Source organism: Micromonospora mangrovicola (genome assembly GCF_047200535.1).
Lineage (GTDB): Bacteria > Actinomycetota > Actinomycetes > Mycobacteriales > Micromonosporaceae > Micromonospora.
In genome coordinates this window covers 1-20760 of the sequence record NZ_JBJZOG010000067.1, presented here as the reverse complement: position 1 = coordinate 20760, position 20760 = coordinate 1, and the positions used below count along the sequence as shown (strand labels likewise).

The window sequence follows — 20760 nt, the reverse complement described above, 5'->3', positions numbered from 1 at the left end:
TAAGCTGAACCGCTAAGGTGAGGCAACCCTAAGTACAGCGGGAGACTTCGTGACCACCCTCGCCGTCCGGCCCGCGCGGGCCGGCACCCCGAGCCGCCGAAGCGCCGGCCGCCGCCTCGCGGTCGCCCTGGCGGCGACGCTCCTGCTCGTCGCCGCGCTGCTGGCCAGCCTGGCGCTCGGCAGCCGGCCGCTCGCCGTCGGGGAGGTGTGGACAGCGCTGAGCGCACCGGACGGTGGCCACGCCACCACCGTCGTCCGGGAACTGCGGCTGCCGCGTACCGCCCTGGGCCTGGTCGTCGGCCTCGCGCTCGCCCTGGCCGGGGTGCTCTTCCAGGCCGTCACCCGCAATCCCCTCGCCGAGCCGCGCATCCTCGGCGTCAGCGCCGGCGCGTCGTTCGGCGTGGTGCTGGCCATCGCCGTCTTCGGCGTCGGCACCCTCACCGGGTACGTCTGGTTCGGCGTCGCCGGCGCGCTGCTGGCCGGACTGCTGGTCTTCGCCGTGGCCAACCGCACCCGCGAAGGCGCCGGCCCGGTCACCCTCGCGCTGGTCGGCGCGGCCCTCGACGCCGGCCTCGGCGCGGTCGTGTACGCGCTGCTCAGCATCGACGCCCGCACCTTCGAGGAGTACCGCTTCTGGGTGGTCGGCGGGCTCACCGGCCGGGACGTCGGCGTCGCCGGGCGGGTGCTGCCCTTCGTGCTCGCCGGCACCGCGCTGGCCGCCCTGGTCGCCCGGGGCCTCGACGCGCTCGCCCTCGGCGACGACGTGGCCCGGGGCCTGGGCAACCGGGTCGCCCTGGTACGCCTCGGCGCCGGCATCGCCGCCGTGCTGCTCACCGGGGCCGCCGTCGCCGCCGCCGGACCGATCGCGTTCGTCGGGCTGGCCGTACCACACCTGGCCCGGGCCCTGGTCGGCGCCGACCACCGGTGGACCCTGCTGGTCGCCGGGCTGCTCGGGCCGGCCCTGCTGCTCGCCGCCGACATCGTCGGCCGGCTCGTCGCGCCGCCCGGGGAGGTCCCCGCCGGGATCATCACCGCGCTGATCGGCGCCCCGCTGCTCGCCTTCCTGGTCCGCCGCGCCCGGGTGGTGACCGCGTGACCGCACCGACGCTCGCCCTGCCCGGGCGGCGGTCGCTGCTGCGGCTCGGGCCGGTCACGGTCCGGATCCGCCGCCGTCCGATGCTGGTCGCGTCCGTCCTGCTCGTGCTCCTCGCCGCCGCCTTCGTGCTCAGCCTCACCGTCGGCACCCCGTACGTCGCCCCGGCCGACGTGCTGCGCGCGCTCTCCGGGGCCGGCACCCCGTACGACCTGGTGGTGCTGAACCTGCGGCTGCCCCGCGCGATGCTCGCGGCGCTCGCCGGGGCGGCGTTCGGGGTGGCCGGCACCCTGATCCAGTCCGTGGCGCGCAACCCGCTCGCCAGCCCCGACGTCATCGGCGTCACCCAGGGCGCCGGGCTCGCCGCGACGGTGGCCCTCACCGGCGGTGCGGCCGCGATCCTGGTCGCGCCGGCCGCGCTGCTCGGCGGGCTGCTCGCGGCCGCGCTGGTGTTCGCCCTCGGGGCCCGGCATGGCCTGGCCGCGCAGCGCTTCGTCCTGGCCGGCGTGGCGGTGGCCTTCGCGTTCCGCGCGCTCACCGAGGTGGTCATGCTCGCCGCCGACCCGATCGACGGGCTGCGCGCCCAGGTCTGGCTGATCGGCACCCTGGCCGGCAAGGGCTGGAGCGAGGCCGCCTGGATCGCGGTCACCCTCGCCGTGCTGCTGCCCGTGCTGCTCTGGGCCGGCTGGGCGCTGCACAGCGCCGCCCTCGACGACGACACCGCCCGCAGCATCGGCCTGCGGCCGGCGGCCCGGCGGATCGGGCTGGCCGGCGCCGGCGTGCTTGTCGCCGCCACGGTCACCGCGCAGGTGGGGGCGGTGGACTTCGTCGCCCTGGTCGCCCCGCAGGTGGCCCGGCGGCTGGTCCGGGCCGAGCGGCCCCCGCTGCTCTGCGCGGCGCTGCTCGGGGCGTTGCTGCTGGTGCTGGCCGACCTCGGCGGCCGCCGGCTGCTCGCCCCCACCCAACTGCCGGCCGGCGTGCTCACCGCCGCCATCGGCGGGCCGTACCTGATCTTCCTGCTGCTGCGGACCCGAGGGAGGCGGTCGTGACCGCGCTGCTGTCCACCCGCGACCTGGTCGTCGGCTACGAGGGCCGGACCGTCCTGGACGGGCTCGACCTCGACCTGCCCGCCGACGCGTTCACCGTCGTCGTCGGGCCGAACGCCTGCGGCAAGTCCACCCTGCTGCGCACCATGGCCCGGCTGCTCACCCCGCGCCACGGCGCGGTGCTGCTCGACGGCACCGCCATCCGCGACCTGCCCACCCGCGAGGTGGCCCGGCGTCTCGGCGTGCTGCCGCAGAGCCCGCTGGTGCCCGAGGGGATCACCGTGGCGGACCTGGTCGGCCGGGGACGGCAGCCGTACCAGCGCTGGTGGCGGCAGTGGTCCACGGCGGACGGCCGGGCCGTCGAGCAGGCGATGATCCTGGCCGACGTGGCCGGGCTCGCCGACCGGCCGGTGGACACCCTCTCCGGCGGCCAGCGCCAACGGGTCTGGATCGCGATGACCCTCGCCCAGGACACCGAGGCGCTGCTGCTGGACGAGCCGACCACCTTCCTCGACCTCGCCCACCAGGTGGAGGTCCTCGATCTGCTGCACCGGCTGCGCACCGAACGCGGCCGCACCGTGGTCGCCGTGCTGCACGACCTCAACCAGGCCGCCCGGTACGCCGACCACCTGGTCGCGATGCGCGCCGGCGCGGTGGTCGCCGCCGGCCCGCCGCGCGAGATCCTCACCGCTGACCTGGTCCGGGACGTGTTCGGGCTCGACTGCGTCGTCGTGCCCTGCCCGGTCAGCGGCGCCCCGCTCGTCGTGCCCGGCCCGACCAGCCCGCCGCTCGCCTCGACCAGCCAGTTGCCCGTGCCGTCGGCCGGGTCGGCCGGCGAGACCGTTTCCCCGGGTCCGACCGCACCGGCGGCCCGGAGCTCCGTCGGCGACGCCTGACCGCGCGCCGACCCGTACCGTTCGAAAGGACACTGATGCGTCGACTCGCCGCCGCCCTCACCGCGGCCCTCGCCCTCGGCGTCGGCCTCACCGCCTGTGGGAAGAGCGACCCCGCCGCCGGCACCGCCACCGGCCAGACCCGGGAGATCACCCACGCGATGGGCGCCACCAAGGTGCCCGCCGCGCCGAAGCGCGTGGTGGTGCTCGACACCGACAAGATCGACACTGCGCTCTCGCTCGGCGTCACGCCGGTCGGCGCGGCGACCGCCGGCGAGGCGAGGAGCTGGCCCACCTACTTCGGCCCGGAGAAGCTCGCCGGCATCAAGGAGGTCGGCGTGCTCACCGAGCCCGACCTGGAGGCGATCACCGCGCTCAAGCCGGACCTGATCCTCGGCAGCCGGTTCCGCCAGGAGAAGTTCTACGACGAGCTGTCCGCCATCGCGCCGACCGTCTTCACCGAGAAGGTGGGCATCACCTGGAAGGAGAACTTCCTTCTCGACGGCAAGGCGCTCGGCCGGGAGCAGCAGGCTCGCGACCTGCTCGCCGCGTACGAGAAGCGGGCCAGGGAGTTCGGCGCCTCGCTCGGTGACGCCGCCGGCCGGAAGATCTCCATCGTGCGCTTCATCCCCGGCAACATCCGGGTGTACGGGCCGGACTCGTTCTCCGGCATCGTCATCGGCGACACCGGCCTGGGCCGGCCCGAGCGGCAGCGCCTCGACGGCAAGGAGGACAAGCGCTTCGACCTGGTCAGCCCCGAGCGGGTCGACGAGGTCGACGGCGACGTCATCTTCGTGACCGCGTACGGCGAGAAGGCCGCCGGCGAGCAGGCCAAGGTGTCCGCGGGCGCCCTGTGGCAGGGCCTCTCCGCGGTCAAGGCCGGCAAGGCCCACGTCGTCTCCGACGAGACCTGGATGACCGGCATCGGCGTCACCGCCGCCAACAAGATCCTCGACGACCTCGAACAGCACCTCCCCGCCTGACCTCCACGCCGCGCCCCCGCCCCTGGTCCGCGCTAACTCACGGAAAGAGTGGCCATCCGACGTGAAATGGCCACTCTTTCCGTGAACCTGCGCTCGGGCGGCGTGGGTTGTGCGTGGCAGGGGAGTCAGGGGCGTTGGCTGCGGGCCGAGAGGGCGGTGCGGATCTCGGCGAGGATGCCCTCGAAGTCCTCGGCCATGCGTCTGCTCGTGACGTGCAGGACGATCCAGTCGTCGCCCAGGATCTGATTCAGGCGCTGTCGGTCACGGTGGAACTGGTCGGGATCGTGATGCCACAGTCCGTCGTATTCGACGGCCACCTTCAGGTCCGGCCACGCCAGATCCACCCTCGCCACGAAACGGCCGTGCCGCTCGATGACGTGCTGGGTTACGGGCCGAGGAAGGCCGGCGCGGATGAGTCGTACCCGCAGTCGTGACTCCGGCGGTGATTCCGCTCCACCGTCCACGAGGCTCAGCACTTCGGCGAAGCGCCTAGCACCCCGGTCCCCTTGGCGCCGCCTCAGGTACGCGGCGAGTTCGGCAGGTTGGGCGGCGCCCTGGTGCACCAACGCGTCGACGTGCGCGACAGCCTCAACGAGGTCCAGCCAGTAGGCGAGGTCCCAGCAGGTGCGGGTTGCCGAGGTGACCGGCACCCGGGCGACCCGCACCACCTCCCCCTCCTGCCACTTTGCGACGTGGATGCGCAGGCCAGCAACGGGTCCGAACCGGGCCGACGGTTCCACGAGAACCTCGACGGGCTCGTCGGGACCGGGCTGCGGCCCGCCGAGGACCGCGACCGCGGACCGGCCGGCGATGGCGCAGCCGGGCGGGAACAGCCACGACGCCGCGGCCCGACAGCGGGTGAGATGCGAGATCTCCAGGCGGGCATCGGCGTACACGTTGTGGAAGAGTTGCCGCCACGCACTGCTCCGCAGGTCGTTTCTGGTGAGCAGTCCACGATGGACCGCCTCCCGTGCGAAGAAGACCTTGCCCACAAGTTCGGCCGGCCGACGAGGATTGCGAGACACCCCTCACCCTGCCCACCCCGCCTCCGCCGCGTAACCCCCTGTGGACAACCCCGACCCGCCGCTCCGCGCTTTCACGGAAATAGTGGCTACCCGGCGCCGGGTAGCCACTATTTCCGTGAATTAGCGCGCTTGAGGCGTGGAAGGTGGGGGTGGGTCAGGCGGCGGTGGACCAGATGGCGCGGAAGGCGGCGGCCTCGCCGGCCAGCCACTGCTCGACCTGCGCCGGCTTGGCGTCGGCCGGCATGCGGTGGGACTCGCCGCGGCGGACGTCGACCAGGACCGGCTCGGCGTGCGGCAGGACCGCGTCCATGTGCCGGGCCATCAGGTGCAGCGTGGCCAGGGTGGCCTCCTCGCTCGGCGGCGCCTCGTCGAAGTGCAGGCGGACCGCCTCGGCGCGGCCGTCGGCGTACCGGACGCCGAAGTGCGGGTTGATCTTGACGGGAAGGTCGCCCAGCATGGCGAGGGCGTCGCGGGTCTGCGCCAGGTCGAGGCCCATCGGATCGCCGAGCGAGTGCAGCCAGGTCGTCGCGCCGGGGACGAGGGCCTCGTAGAGCGGGCGCCAGCGGGGCTTGACCAGGTCGGCGACCTGGGCGAGGTGGGTGCCGCCGGTGTGGAAGGCGACATCCGCCTTGAGTGCCTTGACGAACTGGCCGTGCGGGTTGAAGCCGTGCCGGCTCGCCCGCTGCTTGCGCAGGCCCCCGACGAAGGTGGCCTTGGTGGGCCCGGTGCGGTCCACGTACCGGGCGAACCCGAGCAGGGTCGCGTAGGGAGTGAGCGGGGCGGTGGAGGTGGGCGCGGTCACGAGCATCCTCCCAGTTCAAGAGGCCCGATTAGTACATACATTCTAATCGACGGCGCTGACATCGCCCAGGGTGCAAAAAGGGCCGCCCGGACATCCCGGGCGACCCTTCGAACAAATGTTCTACAGTTGTCCGACGTCGGTGATCCGGACGACCGCCGCTCCCGTCTCGTCGGAGGCGGCCAGGTCGACCTCGGCGCTGATGCCCCAGTCGTGGTCGCCCTCCGGGTCGTCGAGGATCTGCCGCACGGTCCACTTCTCCCGGCCCTGCTCGATCACGAGCAGCGCCGGGCCGCGGGCGTCCGGCCCCACCCCGATCGAGTCGTACGTCTCGAAGTACGGCTCCACCGCGTCCGCCCAGGCGTCCGCGTCCCACCCGTTCTCGGCGTCCAGTTCCCCGAGGAGATCCCAGCGGCGCAGGGCGGCCAGCTCGACGCGGCGGAACAGCGCGTTGCGGACCAGCACCCGGAACGCCCGGGCGTTGCGGGTGACCGCCGGCGGCCGGTCGTCCAGCGAGGCCGCGACCTCCGCGACGTCGGACGGGTTGCGCAGCCGCTCCCACTCGTCGATGAGGCTGGAGTCGACCTGGCGGACCAGTTCGCCCAGCCACTCGATGAGGTCGGCCAGGTCGTCCGTCTTGGCGTCCTCGGGCACGGTCTGGCGCAGCGTCTTGTACGCGTCCGCGAGGTAGCGCAGCACCAGGCCCTCGGACCGGGACAGCCCGTAGAACTGCACGTACTCCGGGAAGGTCATCGCCCGCTCGTACATGTCCCGGACCACGGACTTGGGGGAGAGCTGATGGTCGGCGACCCACGGGTGGCCCTGCCGGTACATCTCGTACGCGTTCTCCAGCAGCTCCGCCAGGGGCTTGGGCCAGGTCACCTCGTCGAGCAGTTCGAGGCGGGCCTCGTACTCGATGCCCTCGGCCTTCATCGCGGCGACCGCCTCGCCGCGCGCCTTGAACTGCTGGGCGGAGAGGATCTGCCGGGGATCGTCCAGGATCGACTCGATCACGCTGAGCACGTCGAGCGCGTAGGACGGCGACTCGGTGTCGAGCAGCTCGATGGCGGCCAGGGCGAGCGGCGACAGCGGCTGGTTGAGCGCGAAGTCGAGCTGCAGGTCGACGGTGAGCCGGACCCGGCGGCCCTGCTCGTCCGGCTCGGGCAGCTCCTCGACGACCCCGCCGGCCTTCAGCGCCCGGTAGATGGCGATGGCCCGGCGGATGTGCCGGCGCTGCGCGGCCCGGTCCTCGTGGTTGTCGGTGAGCAGGTGCCGCATCGCGGCGAACGCGTCGCCGGGGCGGCCGATCACGTTGAGCAGCATCGAGTGGCTGACCTGGAAGCTGGACGTCAGCGGCTCCGGCTCGGCCTCGACGAGGCGCTGGAAGGTCGGCTCACCCCAGCCGATCGAGCCCTCCGGCGGCTTCTTCTTCACCACCTTGCGCCGCTTCTTCGGGTCGTCGCCGGCCTTGGCCAGGGCCTTCTCGTTCTCGATGACGTGCTCCGGGGCCTGCACCACGACCCGGCCGAGGGTGTCGAAGCCGGCGCGCCCGGCCCGGCCGGCGATCTGGTGGAACTCCCGGGCCTTGAGCAGCCGGGTCCGGGTGCCGTCGAACTTCGACAGGCCGGTGAAGAGCACGGTGCGGATCGGCACGTTGATGCCGACGCCGAGGGTGTCGGTGCCGCAGATGACCTTGAGTAGCCCAGCCTGGGCCAGGGTCTCCACCAGGCGGCGGTACTTGGGCAGCATGCCGGCGTGGTGCACGCCGATGCCGTGCCGGACCAGCCGGGACAGCGTCTTGCCGAAGCCGGAGGTGAACCGGAAGTTGCCGATCGCGCTCGCGATCATGTCCTTCTCGGCCCGGGTGCAGACGTTGACGCTCATCAGCGCCTGGGCGCGTTCCAGCGCGGCGGCCTGGGTGAAGTGCACGACGTAGATCGGCGCCTGCTTGGTCTCCAGCAGCTCCTCCAGGGTCTCGTGCAGCGGCGTCATCGCGTACGAGAAGAGCAGCGGGACCGGCCGCTCGGCCGAGCGGACGACGGCGGTCGGCCGCCCGGTGCGCCGGGTCAGGTCGTCGACGAAGCGGGTGGTGTCGCCGAGCGTGGCGGACATCAGGACGAACTGCGCCTGCGGCAGCTCGATCAGCGGCACCTGCCAGGCCCAGCCCCGGTCGGGCTCGGCGTAGAAGTGGAACTCGTCCATGATCACCTGGCCGACGTCGGCCCGGGCACCCTCGCGCAACGCCAGGTTCGCCAGGATCTCCGCCGTGCAGCAGATGATCGGGGCGTCGGCGTTGACGCTGGCGTCGCCGGTGAGCATGCCGACGTTCTCCGCGCCGAAGACCTCGCAGAGGGCGAAGAACTTCTCGGATACCAGGGCCTTGATCGGCGCGGTGTAGAAGGTCGTCCGGTCGTCGGCCAGGGCCGCGAAGTGCGCGGCGATCGCCACCAGGCTCTTCCCGGAGCCGGTCGGCGTATTCATGATCACGTTCGCGCCGGAGACGATCTCGATGACCGCCTCCTCCTGGTGGGGGTAGAGGTCGAGACCGCGCTCGGACGCCCAGCCGGCGAACGCGTCGTAGAGGGTGTCGGGGTCGGCGCTCTTCGGCAGCGCGGCGGTGAGTGTCATGGCGGCTCCCATCGTGCCTGGATCATGGGCCGCCGCGCCAACCGGGTTCAGCGCCGCCGGTGGATCAGGTCGAAGATTTCCCGTCCGGCGGTCAGCGCGCGCCGCTCGAACTTGGTCACCGGCCGGTGCTCCGGCCGCGGCGCGAAGCCGCCGTGCACGTCCACCAGCTCGGGGTCGGCGGTCAGCGTCTCCCGCATCGAGCCGGCGTACTCGGCCCAGTCGGTGGCACAGTGCAACGTCCCACCGGGGGTCAGCCGGGAGCGCAGCAGCGCCACGTGCGTCGGCTGGATGATCCGACGCTTGTGGTGGCGCGCCTTGGGCCACGGGTCGGGGAAGAAGACGTGCACCGCGTCCAGGCAGCCCTCCGGCATGGCCCGGACCAGGTCCAGCGCGTCGCCGGAGGCCATCCGGACGTTGGTCAGCCCGTGCCGTTCGACCAGCTCCAGCAGGTTGGCGATTCCGGGCGTGTGCACCTCGACCGCCAGATAGTGTCGGTCCGGGTCGGCCGCCGCCATCGCGGCGGTGGCGTCGCCCATGCCGGAGCCGATCTCCAGCACCAGCGGCGCCCGCCGGTCGAACAGCGCCGTCGGATCGAACGGCCCGTCGAGGTCGGCGATCTCCAGCCCGTACGCGGGCCAGAGCCGGGCCAGCGCGTCGCGCTGCCGGTCGCTCATCCGACCGCGACGCGGATGGAAGGTGCGGATGCGGGAGGCGTGGGCCGGCGGGGCGGCACTCAGGTCGGTGGAGGTCACAGCGACCCGAGCGTACGCGACCGGCGGTGCGGATCGGATGTGCTGCACGGCCGGGGGTGAGAGGATTCATCCCGTACGGCAGGACGGGTGGCCCGCCGCCCGACACCGCCGATACCCGCCGACGGCGCCGGGAGGGGGCATGGTGTCAGTCACGCGACGCGCGGCGCTGCTGATCGCCGTCGGCGCCTGCGCCCCGTTGGTCGGCGCGGCCCCGGCGCCGGCCGTCCCGCGCCCCGCCGCCGGCCCGCCTGCCGCGCTGCCGATCGGGCCCGCCCAGGCCGCGCGGCCCCTCATCGAGCCGGCGCCCGGTGCCACGGAGCCCCCGCCACCCGCCGACATGATCTTCGTCGAGGTCACCCCGAGCACCGTCGAGCCCGGCTTCCTGGTGGGCATCCGGGCCAGTTGCCGGGACAACTCGATCCCGGCGACCGTGGTCTCGGACGCGTTCGGCCGGATCCAGGTGCAGCCGCAGCGGGGTCTGCTCACCGCCTCGCCGATGGTCAAGGAGCGCACCCGCCCCGGCGACTACCGGGTCAAGCTGGAGTGCCCCAGCGGGCAGACCGCCTCGACCATGCTGCAGGTGGTGAAGCAGGCGGCATCGACCCCCGATCCGCAGCCCAGCCGCGGGCCGGCGACCGGTTTCGGCGGCACCGCCGGGATCGGCCTGGGTGGCCTGCTCGTGCCGGTCGGCCTGGCGCTCACCGTGGCCGGGGCGGTCGTCGGCGTGGCGGCCTCCCGTCGGCCCCGTACCGTCCGCGGCGCCGCCCGCCGCTGAACCCCGCCATGGCCGCGCAGCCCGCCTCCCCGCCGCCCACCCGGGCGGCCCGTGGCCGCAGCCCGTGGTCCACCCCGCTCGCGGTCCTGCTGGTCCTGGTCGGGGTCTTCGCCACCGGGGCCGGGCTGGGCCGGACCGTCGGCCCGTTCGACTGGACCGACGCGTCGACCGGCTCGACGCCGCGCGCCGCCGCGCCCGCGCGGACGCCGGCCACCCGGCCGGTGAGCCTCTCGATGCCGGCGATCAAGGTGACCGCACCGATCACCCCGGTCGGCCAGGCAAAGGACGGCTCGGTGGACGTCCCGCCGGTGCGGCAGCACAACCAGACCGGCTGGTACGACCGCGGCGCGGTCCCGGGCGAGCCGGGCCGGGCGATCATCGTCGGGCACGTGGACACCAAGAGCGGCCCGGCGGTCTTCTACCACCTGCACGAGTTGAAGCCGGGGAACCGGATCGCGGTCACCCGGTCGGACCGGAGCGTGGTCACCTTCAAGGTCGACAGCGTGGAGTACTTCGACAAGGCCAACCTCCCCGCCGGCCGGGTCTACGGCGAGGAGGGGCCGCCGGGGCTGCGGCTGATCACCTGTGGCGGGGACTGGGTCGGCGGCCGGACCGGCTACCAGGACAACGTGATCGTGTTCGCGTCCCTGGTCGACGTTCGCACTCCGTGACCGGCGACGAGGAGATCTCGCCCGTTTGGTGCAGTTTGTCAGTAAGGTCCCAGGAGTGGGTGACGACGCGAACACACGACTGGAGCGAATCCTCGGCGTACCGCTGGCGGCGGACGCGGTGCGGCAGTGGCCGCAGTCCGGTGAGCTGATCCGGGGTCGCGCCCGGATCGCGGAGGTGGAGTCGCACTTCGTCGGGCTGCGGCTCGCCGTCGGGCGGCGGCACACGTGCGGAGACACCCTGATCGTCGAGTGGAGCAACGACTACGGCGACGGTCGGATCTTCCGCAACGTCTCGGTCGCCGAACTGCGCGACGGCGCGGCGGTCCGGGTGACCGACTACTGGGGCGAACCCTTCACCGCCCCCGACTGGCGGCGAGAGCTCGGGGAACGGCTGGACATGCCGTCGGGCGGGGTCTGGCCGGCGTCCGATGAGCTGACCGCCAGCTGACCGGCTCAGCCGCGGCCGGGCACCTGCTGAACGACCTCGAACTCCAGCAGCGTCGCCCCGGTGGAGACCGGCTTGCGCGGCTCACCGCCCTCGCCGCCGGCGTGCGCGGCCCGGGACGGCCCCTGCGCCCACGCCTGGTACGCCTCCTCCGACTCCCAGCGGGTGTAGACGAAGTAGCGGCTCTCCCCGCCTACCGGGCGGAGCAGCTCGAAGCCGAGGAAGCCGGGAGAGTTCTCCACCGCGCCGGCCCGGGCGGCGAACCGCTTCTCCAGCTCCTCGCCGGCACCGGGCGGGACGTCGATTGCGTTGATCTTCACGACTGCCATGGCTCTCACCCTAACGAGCCGACCGGGTCCCGGCCGGCCCGCCGCTCAGAACCCCTCGACGGCCGGCACCAGGTCGGCGTCGACCACGATCGGGGCGTGGTCGGACGGGCCCTTGCCCTTGCGGGCCTCGCGGTCCACGTACGCCGCGCGGACCGCGCGGGCGAACGGCGCGGACGCGTACACCAGATCGATCCGCATGCCCTTGTTCTGGTGGAACATGCCGGCCCGGTAGTCCCAGTAGGTGAACGGGTGCGGGCCCTTCATCGGGGTGGGCACCACGTCGCTGAGTCCCAGATCCCGCAGCGCGGCCAGCGCCGTCCGCTCGGCCGGGGTGACATGGGTGGAGGCGACGAAGAGCGCGGGATCCCAGACGTCGGCGTCGGTCGGGGCGACGTTGAAGTCCCCGCACACCGCCAGGGGCAGCCCGGTGGCCAGCTCCGGGTCCAGCGCGTCGCGCAGCGCCGCCAACCAGGCCAGCTTGTACGCGTAGTGCGGGTCGTCGGGGGCCCGGCCGTTCGGCACGTAGACCGACCAGACCCGCATCCCGTCGCAGGTGGCGGAGATGGCCCGCGCCTCCGGCTCGGGGAAGCCCGGCTCGGCCGGGAAGCCGACCGCGACGTCGGCCAGCCCGACCCGGGACAGGATGGCGACCCCGTTCCACCGGCCGTCGCTGTGACTGGCCGCCTCGTAGCCGAGCTCGCCCACCTCGGCGACCGGGAACGCCCCGTCGGGGCACTTGGTCTCCTGCAGGCAGACGACGTCGGGCTTCGTGGTGGCCAGCCAGTCGAGCAGCCGGGGCAGGCGGGCCTTCACCGAGTTGACGTTCCAGGTCGCCAGGCGCATGTGTCCAGCCTGCCCCATCCCGCCGCCGCGCGCCGACCGGCCGCGCCGGCTGCCGCCACCCACCGTTCGGCGCGATGACCGGTCGCGCGCCGGCCGCCGCCCGCCGCCGGGAAGCGACGCGAGATGCGGCATCCGGGCCGCTCCCCGGCGTGGCACACCACCGATTGCCGCAATCCGCGACGACGCCGCCCGCGACGGCGCACTCTACGGCGCGCCGCCCCGCGACCGCGCGCCGTGCTCAGCGTTCCGGGGTGTCGCCCGGCCGGGTCTGCTCGGCGAGGAAGCGTTCCAGCTCGGCGCCGAGTTCGTCGGCGGTGGGCAGCGGCCCGGTCTCGGCGGCCAGCAGGTTCTTCTGCCCGCGGCCGCGGGCGAACGCGTCGTACTGCTCCTCCAGGGCCTGCACCAGGGTGGCGGCCTCCTCGGTCTGGGCGACCTGGCGGTCGATCTCCACCCGGACCACCTCGGCGGCGCTGCGCAGGCCGTCGTGGGGGAGCAGCAGCCCGGTACTGCGGGACACCGCGGCGAGCAGCGCCTCGGCGGCGGCCGGGTACTCCGTCTGGGCGACGTAGTGCGGCACGTGCGCGGCGAAACCGAGGGCGTCGCGGCCCTGTTCGCCGAGGCGGTACTCCAGCAGGTGGCCCACGCTGCCGGGCACCTGGACCCGCTGCAGCCAGGGCTCGTAGCCGGCGATCAGCTCGGGCCGGGTGGCGTGCGCGGTGACCCCGCTGGGCCGGGTGTGCGGGACCGCCATCGGGATCGAGTTGAGCCCGACGGTGAGCCGGACGTCGAGCCGCTTGGCGAGGCTGGTGACCGCGGCCACGAAGCGCTCCCACTGCAGGTCCGGTTCCGGGCCGGTGAGCAGCAGGAACGGGGTCTCGTCGTCGTCGTGCAGCAGGTGCAGCTCCAGGGCCGGCCCGTCGTAGTCGGCCCAGTGGTCCTCGACGAAGGTCATCACCGGGCGGCGGGAGCGGTAGTCGAAGAGCTGGTCGACGTCGAAACGGGCGACGGGCTGCGCCTCCAGGGAGGTGAGCAGCTGCTCCCGGGCGAGCCGGGTGGCGCTGCCGGCGTCGACGAAGCCGGTGAGCGCCTGGATCAGCACCGGTTGGCCGAGTTCGGGCAGATCGTCGCTGAGTTCGTAGAGCTCGTGTGGGTCGAGCACCGGTTGGGACCTCCCTGGAAACGCGCGTGCGGCGGGCCGTGCGCGCACGGCACCTCCGTTCGGCCAACGTACCGGCCATCGTGGTCCATTCCGTTACGGCCCGATTCGGGGGCCATCGGATGATCACAACCCGATCAAGCTGGGGTGCAGATCGGGGCGAATACGTTGATCTTGCCGGGGGTTTCGGGTGAACGGAGTAAGGGTGAATCAACCGAACGGATGAGTTAGTGGACCTCGGTGTCAACCGGTGCCGACGATCCCGTTCCTGCCCGGGGCGGCCCGTCTCATGGCGCGCCGGAGGTTGGCCCGGTTGGCGAGGGCTGTCCGGCCGGTGACGTCGGCGGGCCGGGATGTCCGGATCACCGGGCGCGAACTGTGGCCAGGACCACTCGATCACCCTGGGTGACCAGCAGTCCTCCTGCCTAGCCTCGTCGAATGCGTGACGACGGCACCCTCGACGACCAGCACAGCCTCGACGGCTCGACTGACCGTTCGGACGATACCCCTTCCACCGTCCGGTCAGACGACTCCGTGGAGGCATCGACCCCTCGGCGTTCCCTGCGTACCCGCCTGACCGGGCGCGCTAACCCCCTCACCGCCCGGCCCGGCCGGACCAAGCTGGCGGTCGCCGCCGGCGCGGCCTGCTGCCTGGGCCTGGTCGGGTTCAGCCAGGTGGGGGTCGGCACGGTCGGCAGCTCGACCCGCCCCGCCCCGTCGCAGCAGGAGGTCGCCCAGCGGGCGGAGCTCGACGTCGCCTCCCGAGGCATGACGCGCCAGGCGACCGTACCGACCACCCCGACCGCCAGCCCCACCCCCAGCGCCACACCGACGGCGACCAAGAAGCCCAAGCCGAAGGCGAAGCCCAAGCCGAAGGCGAAGCGGATCGTCCCGGTGGCCGGGCTGGACCAGGACCAGATGGACAACGCCAAGGCCATCGTCAAGGCCGGCCAGAAAATGGGTGTGCCACGGCGCGGCCTGGTGATCGCAGTGGCCACCGCGATGCAGGAGAGCAACCTCTACAACTACGCCAGCGGCGTGCTGCCCGAGTCGCAGAACTACCCGCACCAGGCCATCGGCTGGGACCACGACTCGGTCGGGCTGTTCCAGCAGCGGCCGAGCAGCGGCTGGGGCTCGGTCCGCGACCTGATGAACCCGGACTACGCCACCAAGGCGTTCCTCACCGCCCTGCTGCAGATCCCCGGGTGGCAGAACATGGCGCTCACCGACGCCGCCCAGGCGGTGCAGGTCTCCGCGTTCCCCTGGGCGTACGCCCAGCACGAGTGGCGCGCCACCGAGGTCGTCGACGCCATCCTCGCCTGACCCGGCTCGGTGGCGGCGGCCACCGTGGACGGTTGTCCGACGTGCGGTCCGGGTACCGGAGGATTGCCGGCCCCGGGTACACAGGAGGGGACCGCGGACGGGAGGACGACATGACAGTGCTGCAACGGATCGGCGTGTTCCTGCGGTCGCCGCGCGGCCAGCAGCTGGTCGAACGCGGCCGGCGGGAGCTGGCCAAGCCGGAGAACCAGCAGCGGCTCCGGCGGCTCGCCACCCGGCTGTCCAGCCGCCGGCGCTGACCCGTACGCTTCGCAGTCCGAGCCCCGGGAGCCCCTCGTGACCGATTCCGCCCCCGTCGACGGCGGGAACGCCGCCCCGCAGCAGCCGGCCGCGCCCCAGGACGCCCCCGAGACGCCGCCGGCCACCCTCTGGGACCGGATGCGGGACGACCCCCAGTACGCCCCGGAACACCTGGCGCTGGAGGCGGTGCGCCGGCTCGGGCCGGAGGCGGCGCAGTGGGCCGCCCGGGAGCGGGCACAACGGCCCGACGTTCCGGGTGAGGAGCTGGCCGACCAGGCGATCCGCAAGTTCGTCAACCACGCCCGACTCTCCGGGGCGGTCTCCGGCGTGGCCGGGCTGCCGGGCGCGGTGATCGACATCGGGGTGCTGGCCTGGACCCAGGCCCGGCTGGTGCTGCACGTGGCCGCCGCGTACGGCATCGATCCGGTGCACCCCGACCGGGCCACCGACCTGCTGGTGCTGCAGCGGGTGCACAAGGTCGCCGAGAGCGCCCGGCTCGCCCTCGGGGTCGCCGCCGGGCGGGAACGCGCCGGTGCGCTCTTCGGCATGGCCGGGGAACGCCCGCTGGGCCGGGTCATGGTGCAGCTCGGTGTCCGGCTGGCCCGGATGGCCGGGGTGCGCGCGGCGAAGCGGATCTTCGCCAAGGTGGTGCCCGGTGCGGCGATCATCCTCGGCACCTGGGCCAACTCCTCGGCCACCAAGGATCTCGCCGAACGGGCCCGGGCCCTCTACCGGGGCGGACCGGCCAACCTGCCGCAGCAGCGCCGCCCCTGAGCCCGGTCAGTCGTCGACCCAGCGCGCGACGCCCCAGCTCACCTCGGCGAGCCGGTCCTGCCCGGAGGCGTTCGGGTGGAACCAGTCCAGGCTGTTCACCTGGTCCAGGCCGAACCGGGCCCGGTGGACCGCGCCGCCGTCCCACCGGCAGCGGGGCCCGTACGCCCGGCAGGCCGCCCGGAGCTGGTCGTTGTAGTCGTCGATCCGGTCCCGGAACCGGGTCCGCCGGGCCGCGGCGGCCGGGGCGGTGGAGGTCGCGTCGGCCAGCAGTGCCGGACAGACCCCGTGCGCCCAGGCGCGTACCGCCCGCTTGTCGGTGTGGCCGACCCGCCAGAGCCGGTACAGGTCGGGAATGCTGACCACCAGGACCCGGGTCTTCGGGCGTCCCCGGCGCAGCGTGCGCAGTCCGGCGTCGACCTGGGTGCGGAAGGTGGCCACCGGGGTCATCGCGTCGACGTCGCCGTGGCAGGCGTCGTTCGCCCCGATCAGCACCGTGACGTAGTCGGCCCGGTCCCGGACCGCCGCGGCCGCCTGCCCGGTCAAGGCCTGGGCCCGCGCCCCGGGTACCGCGCGGTTGGTCGCCCGCAGCGCCGGGTCGCGCTCGCGCAGGCGCCGGTAGTGGCTGTCCACCCGGATGCCGGTCCCGGTCGACCAGGAGTTGCGTTCGCAGCTCAGCAACACCAGGCAGGAGCCGAATCCGGTGGTGATCGAGTCGCCGAGCGCGGCCAGCACCGCCGGGTCGTCGGGGCGCGTGGCGGCCGACGGCCGGGGTGACGCGGAGCCGGCGCCGTCGCAGGCGAGCGCGACCAGCGCCGCCAGGCAGGCCAACGCGGTGACCCAACGTCGAGACATTCGGTCCCCCGTCCGGCGGCGTGCAGCAGCGCGTCGACCCTATGCACACCGACCGTGACGGCGGGACTTCTGTCGACTTTCCGGCATCGACAACCGTCGGTCACATTCGCGTGTTAAAAGCGCTGCCGCCGCCACGGCGCCGGCTGGCTGTGCAGCCACCAGTGCAGCGCGCGGGTGATCCGGGGCAGCACCAGGTAGGTCATCAGTGGGGTCAGGCACAGCGTCATGAGCAGGGTGCGCACCGCCAGCGGGACGTCGGCGATGAACCGGGCGGTGAGCAGGGTCGCGGTGAGGCTCAGCGGAAAGAACGCCAGCCAGATCGTCACCGCCTGCTTCCAGCGGGGCGGCGCGGCCGGCACGGGGGGCTCCGCGTCGCCCGCGGCGAACGTCTCGACCACATGGTCCACCGGCGGGTCGAACCAGCCCTCGATCCCGGTCCGCCGCTCGATCCGGGTGTGCTCGACGATGCCCTGCGCCGAGCTCAGCCACCAGTGCCGCTGCGGCGACTCCTCCCAGTGGCGCAGCGTGTCGGCGTCGGCGAAGCGGTACATCACGTGCCACTCGGGCGACCCGGGAGCGCTCTGCACGAACCCGGCACCGAGGAAGCCCGGGAACGACTCGGCCAGCGCCGTTCCGGCCCGCATCCACGCCACCATCTCGTCGGTCCGCGCCGGGTCGGCGCGCCGTGCGACGGCGACGGTGACGGGTACCGCCTGGGTCGTGGTCATTCCTCATCCTCTCCACCGGCGCCGGGATCGGTCCGGTCGCGGCAGACCGGTGTAACGCACCCACCCGGCGGCACCATCCACGACATACCCACCCGGTGGCCCGGATCACCGCCCGGGACGGGACGGCCGGACGGCGGTCGCGCCGGCGGGGTCGGGGCGACCGGTTAGGCCCGCCCGAGCGGGGGTAGCCCGGAGGAATGACCCGATCACAGCCCCGCCGTGCCCGTGGCACGGTCGGCCACGCGTACAGCGCGCTGAACCTGCGGCTCACGCTCGCCACCTTCGGGCTGGTCACCATGACCGTCTTCGCGGTGGTCGCCTTCTGGATCCACCTGGCCTGGCTCGGCGTCGTCTGCGCGATCCTCGCCGCCGTGGCCGTGGTCGACCTGGTCGTCATCCAGCGCCGCCGCGCCGCCCGCCACCGGGAGGAGCCGGGCGCGCGGCACTCACTGTTCGAGTGACAGGAGTACGAGATGCCCATCGCCACCACCAATCCCGCCACCGGACAGGTGCTCAAGACGTACGACCCGATGTCGGACGAGCAGGTCGACGCCGCCATCGAACGGGCCGACCTGGCCTTCCGGCAGTTGCGCGGCACCACGATCGCCCAGCGCGGGCAGTGGCTCACCGCCGCCGCCGACCTGCTGGAGGCCGAGCGCGACGAGACCGCCCGGCTGATGACCACCGAGATGGGCAAGACGTACGCGGCGGCGAAGGCCGAGGTGACCAAGTGCGCCACCGCCTGCCGCTTCTACGCCGCCAACGCGGAGCGGATGCTCGCCGACGAGCCCGCCGACGCCGCCGCGGTGAAGGCGAAACGTGCCTACATCCGCTACCAGCCGCTCGGGCCGGTGCTCGCGGTGATGCCGTGGAACTTTCCGCTCTGGCAGGTCATGCGGTTCGCCGCGCCGGCCCTGATGGCCGGCAACACCGGCCTGCTCAAGCACGCCTCCAACGTGCCGCAGACGGCCCTCTACCTGGAGGACCTGTTCCGACGCGCCGGCTTTCCCGAGGGCGCGTTCAGCACCCTGCTGGTCGGCTCGGACGCGGTCGACCGGATCATCAGCGACCCCCGGGTCCGCGCCGCCACGCTCACCGGCAGCGAGGGCGCCGGCCGATCGATCGCGCAGAGCGCCGGCCGGGAGCTGAAGAAGACGGTGCTGGAACTCGGCGGCAGCGACCCGTTCGTGGTGATGCCCTCGGCCGACCTGGACCGGGCAGCCGAGGTGGCCACCACCGCCCGCTGCCAGAACAACGGGCAGTCCTGCATCGCCGCCAAGCGGTTCATCGTCCACACCGACGTCTTCGACGCCTTCGCCGGGAAGTTCGCCGCCCGGATGTCGGCGCTGCGGGTCGGCGACCCGATGGACGAGCGCACCGACGTCGGCCCGCTGGCCACCGACCGGGGCCGGGACGAGGTGCACGAGCAGGTGCAGGACGCCGTCGACAGCGGCGCCACGATCCTGTGCGGCGGCGAGAAGCCCGCCGGCGACGGCTGGTTCTATCCGCCGACGGTGGTCACCGACCTGCGGCCGGGGATGCGGATGTGGTCCGAGGAGGTCTTCGGGCCGGTCGCCGGCCTCTACCGGGTGTCCTCGTACGAGGAGGCGGTCGAGGTCGCCAACGGCACCGACTTCGGTCTCGGCTCCAACGCCTGGACCACCGACCCGGCCGAGCAGGAGCGGTTCGCCACCGACCTGGCCGCCGGCAACGTCTTCATCAACGGCATGACCACGTCCTATCCGGAGCTGCCGTTCGGCGGCGTGAAGAACTCCGGCTACGGCCGCGAGCTCTCCGCCCTCGGCATGCGGGAGTTCTGCAACACCAAGACCGTCTGGGTCGGCGAGGGCGCGGCCGGCCCCGGCGCCGGGGCACACTCGGAGTAGCTGTCGGCAGGGGCCCTCCGCCACCGGAGGCGTCGACCGGGGGCCCCTGCTTACATCCCCACCGTCATGGGTAGGAGACGGATTCATGACGGTGTTCGGCTTTCACGCTTCCCACGAGCAGATCCATCCGGCCCGCCTGCTGGAGGCGGTGGTCCACGCCGAACGTGCCGGCTTCGACGCCGCCATGTCCTCGGACCACTTCTCGCCGTGGAGCGCCCGGCAGGGCCACTCCGGCTTCGCCTGGTCCTGGCTCGGTGCCGCGCTGCAGGCCACCAACCTGCCCTTCGGGGTGGTCAACGCGCCCGGCCAGCGCTACCACCCGGCGATCATCGCGCAGGCCATCGGCACCCTCGCCGCCATGTACCCGGGCCGGTTCTGGACCGCGCTGGGCACCGGCGAGGCGAGCAACGAGCACATCACCGGCGCGCCGTGGCCCCGCAAGGACGTCCGCAACGCCCGGTTGCGCGAGTGCGTCGACGTGATCCGGGCGCTCCTCGCCGGCGAGGAGGTCAGCCACGACGGCCTGGTCACCGTGGACCGGGCCCGGCTGTGGACCCGCCCCGAGCAACCACCCGCGCTGATCGGGGCGGCGGTCAGCGAGGAGACCGCGCGCTGGTGCGCCGAATGGGCCGACGGGTTGATCACCGTCAACGCCCCGACCGAGCACCTGCGCCGGATGGTCGACGCCTACCGCGACGCCGGCGGACGCGGGCCGCTGCACCTTCAGGTGCACGTCAGCTGGGCGCCCGAGCAGACCGAGGCCGAGGCGATCGCGCACGAGCAGTGGCGCAGCAACGTCTTCGCCCCGCCGGTCTGCTGGGACCTGGAGATGGCCGACCACTTCGACGTGGCCAGCGAGCACGTGCCGGTGGACAAGGTCACCTCCGTGGTGAACGTCTCCGCCGACCTGGGCCGGCACGTCGGCTGGCTGGAGGAGTACCTGGCGCTGGGCTTCGACCAGATCGCCCTGCACCACGTCGGTCAGGAGCAGCGGGCCTTCATCGACACCTTCGGCACGGAGGTGCTGCCGAAACTGCGCAGCGCGGGTTGATCACGCCGGAAGCCGGGGCCGCCTAGGCTCGTACCCCATGGACGCTCTGTTCGAGGTCGTGGTCTTCCTGGCGATCGCGACGTTCGGCGCGGCACTGGCCCGCAAGCTCGGCCTGCTCGCCCCGATCCTGCTGGTGGTGCTCGGCCTCGGCCTGTCCTTCCTCCCCGCGTTCCCGCACGTGCGGCTGGAGCCCAACCTGGTGCTGGTGGGCATCCTGCCGCCGCTGCTCTACGTGGCGGCCCTGGAGACCTCGGTGCCGGCGTTCCGGCTCAACCTGCGGCCGATCCTGCTGCTCGCCGTCGGGTTGGTGATCTTCACCGCGTTCGTGGTGGGCACCGTCGTGCACCTGCTCCTGCCCCACCTGCCGTACGCGATCTGCGTGGCCCTGGGCGCGGTGGGGGGGGGGGGGGGGGGGGGGGGGGGGGAACGGGGGGGGGGGGGGGGGGGGGG

The 20760-nt window shown here is 73.3% G+C and carries 23 protein-coding genes; 14 read left to right on the top strand and 9 right to left on the bottom strand.

Features of this window, described 5'->3' with window-relative positions; genetic code table 11:
* Window positions 1-49: 49 nt before the first annotated feature.
* From ACL02O_RS23495 to ACL02O_RS23480, 4 genes are read left to right on the top strand one after another with little or no spacing between them, the layout of a single operon-like run.
* Window positions 50-1096, top strand: coding sequence for a FecCD family ABC transporter permease (locus tag ACL02O_RS23495; protein WP_412820302.1), 1047 nt, complete (start codon window positions 50-52; stop codon window positions 1094-1096).
* A complete protein-coding gene (locus ACL02O_RS23490; RefSeq protein WP_412820301.1) occupies window positions 1093-2142 on the top strand; it encodes a FecCD family ABC transporter permease in 1050 nt (349 codons plus the stop codon). Before ACL02O_RS23495 ends, ACL02O_RS23490 begins: the two co-directional genes overlap by 4 nt.
* Window positions 2139-3035, top strand: coding sequence for an ABC transporter ATP-binding protein (locus ACL02O_RS23485; RefSeq protein ID WP_412820300.1), 897 nt, complete (start codon window positions 2139-2141; stop codon window positions 3033-3035). The genes ACL02O_RS23490 and ACL02O_RS23485 overlap by 4 nt, the downstream gene beginning before the upstream one ends.
* 35 nt (window positions 3036-3070) lie before the next feature.
* Window positions 3071-4015 carry an ABC transporter substrate-binding protein gene (locus tag ACL02O_RS23480; RefSeq protein ID WP_412820299.1) on the top strand — a complete coding sequence of 315 codons (945 nt, stop codon included), beginning with the start codon at window positions 3071-3073 and terminating at the stop codon, window positions 4013-4015.
* Between the two features lie 125 nt (window positions 4016-4140).
* Here the strand turns inward: ACL02O_RS23480 and ACL02O_RS23475 are convergent, their stop codons facing one another.
* From ACL02O_RS23475 to trmB, 4 genes are all read right to left on the bottom strand, one after another.
* Window positions 4141-5007: an endonuclease domain-containing protein gene (locus tag ACL02O_RS23475; RefSeq protein WP_412820298.1), complete on the bottom strand. Its 867-nt coding sequence runs from the start codon at window positions 5005-5007 to the stop codon at window positions 4141-4143.
* 187 nt (window positions 5008-5194) lie between these two features.
* Window positions 5195-5842: a hypothetical protein gene (locus ACL02O_RS23470; RefSeq protein ID WP_412820297.1), complete on the bottom strand. Its 648-nt coding sequence runs from the start codon at window positions 5840-5842 to the stop codon at window positions 5195-5197.
* A 120-nt stretch (window positions 5843-5962) separates the two neighbouring features.
* Window positions 5963-8467 (bottom strand): DEAD/DEAH box helicase, encoded by a 2505-nt coding sequence (locus ACL02O_RS23465; protein ID WP_412820296.1) that lies wholly within the window; start codon window positions 8465-8467, stop codon window positions 5963-5965.
* 47 nt (window positions 8468-8514) lie between these two features.
* The gene (gene trmB, locus ACL02O_RS23460) at window positions 8515-9219 is read right to left on the bottom strand and encodes a tRNA (guanosine(46)-N7)-methyltransferase TrmB (RefSeq protein WP_412820295.1); all 705 of its coding nucleotides are present in this window, start codon (window positions 9217-9219) and stop codon (window positions 8515-8517) included.
* A gap of 139 nt (window positions 9220-9358) precedes the next feature.
* Here trmB and ACL02O_RS23455 point away from each other — a divergent pair, with 139 nt between their 5' ends.
* Genes ACL02O_RS23455 through ACL02O_RS23445 form a run of 3 tightly spaced genes read left to right on the top strand, consistent with a single transcriptional unit; the run spans window position 9359 to window position 11113 of the window.
* Window positions 9359-9994, top strand: coding sequence for a hypothetical protein (locus ACL02O_RS23455; RefSeq protein WP_412820294.1), 636 nt, complete (start codon window positions 9359-9361; stop codon window positions 9992-9994).
* 8 nt (window positions 9995-10002) lie between these two features.
* The gene (locus tag ACL02O_RS23450; RefSeq protein ID WP_412820293.1) at window positions 10003-10665 is read left to right on the top strand and encodes a class F sortase; all 663 of its coding nucleotides are present in this window, start codon (window positions 10003-10005) and stop codon (window positions 10663-10665) included.
* Window positions 10666-10720: 55 nt separating this feature from the next.
* Entirely contained in the window at window positions 10721-11113 is a 393-nt protein-coding gene (locus ACL02O_RS23445; protein WP_412820292.1) for a nuclear transport factor 2-like protein, read from the top strand.
* A gap of 5 nt (window positions 11114-11118) precedes the next feature.
* On the opposite strand, the gene ACL02O_RS23440 is transcribed toward ACL02O_RS23445, so the two are convergent.
* From ACL02O_RS23440 to ACL02O_RS23430, 3 genes are all read right to left on the bottom strand, one after another.
* The gene (locus ACL02O_RS23440; protein WP_412820291.1) at window positions 11119-11439 is read right to left on the bottom strand and encodes an antibiotic biosynthesis monooxygenase family protein; all 321 of its coding nucleotides are present in this window, start codon (window positions 11437-11439) and stop codon (window positions 11119-11121) included.
* Window positions 11440-11484: 45 nt separating this feature from the next.
* Entirely contained in the window at window positions 11485-12282 is a 798-nt protein-coding gene (locus ACL02O_RS23435) for an exodeoxyribonuclease III (RefSeq protein ID WP_412820290.1), read from the bottom strand.
* A 238-nt stretch (window positions 12283-12520) separates the two neighbouring features.
* Window positions 12521-13441 (bottom strand): proteasome assembly chaperone family protein, encoded by a 921-nt coding sequence (locus ACL02O_RS23430; RefSeq protein WP_412820289.1) that lies wholly within the window; start codon window positions 13439-13441, stop codon window positions 12521-12523.
* A 435-nt stretch (window positions 13442-13876) separates the two neighbouring features.
* Between ACL02O_RS23430 and ACL02O_RS23425 the strand changes: the two genes are divergently transcribed.
* The 3 genes from ACL02O_RS23425 (at window position 13877) to ACL02O_RS23415 (ending at window position 15793) form a co-directional block, all read left to right on the top strand.
* Complete coding sequence (locus ACL02O_RS23425; RefSeq protein ID WP_412820288.1) at window positions 13877-14761, top strand: peptidase M23; 885 nt, start codon at window positions 13877-13879, stop codon at window positions 14759-14761.
* A 110-nt stretch (window positions 14762-14871) separates the two neighbouring features.
* Window positions 14872-15018, top strand: coding sequence for a hypothetical protein (locus ACL02O_RS23420; protein WP_412820287.1), 147 nt, complete (start codon window positions 14872-14874; stop codon window positions 15016-15018).
* Between the two features lie 37 nt (window positions 15019-15055).
* Window positions 15056-15793: a hypothetical protein gene (locus tag ACL02O_RS23415; RefSeq protein ID WP_412820286.1), complete on the top strand. Its 738-nt coding sequence runs from the start codon at window positions 15056-15058 to the stop codon at window positions 15791-15793.
* 6 nt (window positions 15794-15799) lie between these two features.
* Here the strand turns inward: ACL02O_RS23415 and ACL02O_RS23410 are convergent, their stop codons facing one another.
* Window positions 15800-16645, bottom strand: a complete 846-nt coding sequence (locus ACL02O_RS23410) for a GDSL-type esterase/lipase family protein (RefSeq protein ID WP_412820285.1) — start codon at window positions 16643-16645, stop codon at window positions 15800-15802.
* 113 nt (window positions 16646-16758) lie between these two features.
* Window positions 16759-17373 (bottom strand): antibiotic biosynthesis monooxygenase, encoded by a 615-nt coding sequence (locus tag ACL02O_RS23405; RefSeq protein ID WP_412820284.1) that lies wholly within the window; start codon window positions 17371-17373, stop codon window positions 16759-16761.
* Window positions 17374-17570: 197 nt separating this feature from the next.
* Here ACL02O_RS23405 and ACL02O_RS23400 point away from each other — a divergent pair, with 197 nt between their 5' ends.
* The 4 genes from ACL02O_RS23400 to ACL02O_RS23385 form a co-directional block, all read left to right on the top strand.
* Window positions 17571-17834 (top strand): DUF6343 family protein, encoded by a 264-nt coding sequence (locus ACL02O_RS23400; protein WP_412820283.1) that lies wholly within the window; start codon window positions 17571-17573, stop codon window positions 17832-17834.
* A gap of 12 nt (window positions 17835-17846) precedes the next feature.
* Window positions 17847-19259, top strand: coding sequence for an NADP-dependent succinic semialdehyde dehydrogenase (locus ACL02O_RS23395; protein WP_412820282.1), 1413 nt, complete (start codon window positions 17847-17849; stop codon window positions 19257-19259).
* 85 nt (window positions 19260-19344) lie between these two features.
* Window positions 19345-20310, top strand: coding sequence for a TIGR03885 family FMN-dependent LLM class oxidoreductase (locus ACL02O_RS23390; RefSeq protein WP_412820281.1), 966 nt, complete (start codon window positions 19345-19347; stop codon window positions 20308-20310).
* Between the two features lie 37 nt (window positions 20311-20347).
* On the top strand, window positions 20348-20760 hold a 413-nt coding region (locus ACL02O_RS23385; RefSeq protein ID WP_412820280.1), incomplete at its 3' end, for a cation:proton antiporter domain-containing protein.

Excerpts from the sequence above, each read along its gene's own strand:
- ACL02O_RS23410 (WP_412820285.1), bottom strand. The coding sequence starts at position 16,645 with ATGTCTCGACGTTGGGTCACCGCGTTGGCCTGCCTGGCGGCGCTGGTC.
- ACL02O_RS23455 (WP_412820294.1), top strand. The coding sequence starts at position 9,359 with ATGGTGTCAGTCACGCGACGCGCGGCGCTGCTGATCGCCGTCGGCGCC.
- ACL02O_RS23405 (WP_412820284.1), bottom strand. The coding sequence starts at position 17,373 with ATGACCACGACCCAGGCGGTACCCGTCACCGTCGCCGTCGCACGGCGC.
- ACL02O_RS23400 (WP_412820283.1), top strand. The coding sequence starts at position 17,571 with ATGACCCGATCACAGCCCCGCCGTGCCCGTGGCACGGTCGGCCACGCG.
- ACL02O_RS23395 (WP_412820282.1), top strand. The coding sequence starts at position 17,847 with ATGCCCATCGCCACCACCAATCCCGCCACCGGACAGGTGCTCAAGACG.
- ACL02O_RS23420 (WP_412820287.1), top strand. The coding sequence starts at position 14,872 with ATGACAGTGCTGCAACGGATCGGCGTGTTCCTGCGGTCGCCGCGCGGC.
- ACL02O_RS23480 (WP_412820299.1), top strand. The coding sequence starts at position 3,071 with ATGCGTCGACTCGCCGCCGCCCTCACCGCGGCCCTCGCCCTCGGCGTC.
- ACL02O_RS23440 (WP_412820291.1), bottom strand. The coding sequence starts at position 11,439 with ATGGCAGTCGTGAAGATCAACGCAATCGACGTCCCGCCCGGTGCCGGC.
- ACL02O_RS23390 (WP_412820281.1), top strand. The coding sequence starts at position 19,345 with ATGACGGTGTTCGGCTTTCACGCTTCCCACGAGCAGATCCATCCGGCC.
- ACL02O_RS23450 (WP_412820293.1), top strand. The coding sequence starts at position 10,003 with ATGGCCGCGCAGCCCGCCTCCCCGCCGCCCACCCGGGCGGCCCGTGGC.
- ACL02O_RS23425 (WP_412820288.1), top strand. The coding sequence starts at position 13,877 with ATGCGTGACGACGGCACCCTCGACGACCAGCACAGCCTCGACGGCTCG.
- ACL02O_RS23465 (WP_412820296.1), bottom strand. The coding sequence starts at position 8,467 with ATGACACTCACCGCCGCGCTGCCGAAGAGCGCCGACCCCGACACCCTC.
- ACL02O_RS23435 (WP_412820290.1), bottom strand. The coding sequence starts at position 12,282 with ATGCGCCTGGCGACCTGGAACGTCAACTCGGTGAAGGCCCGCCTGCCC.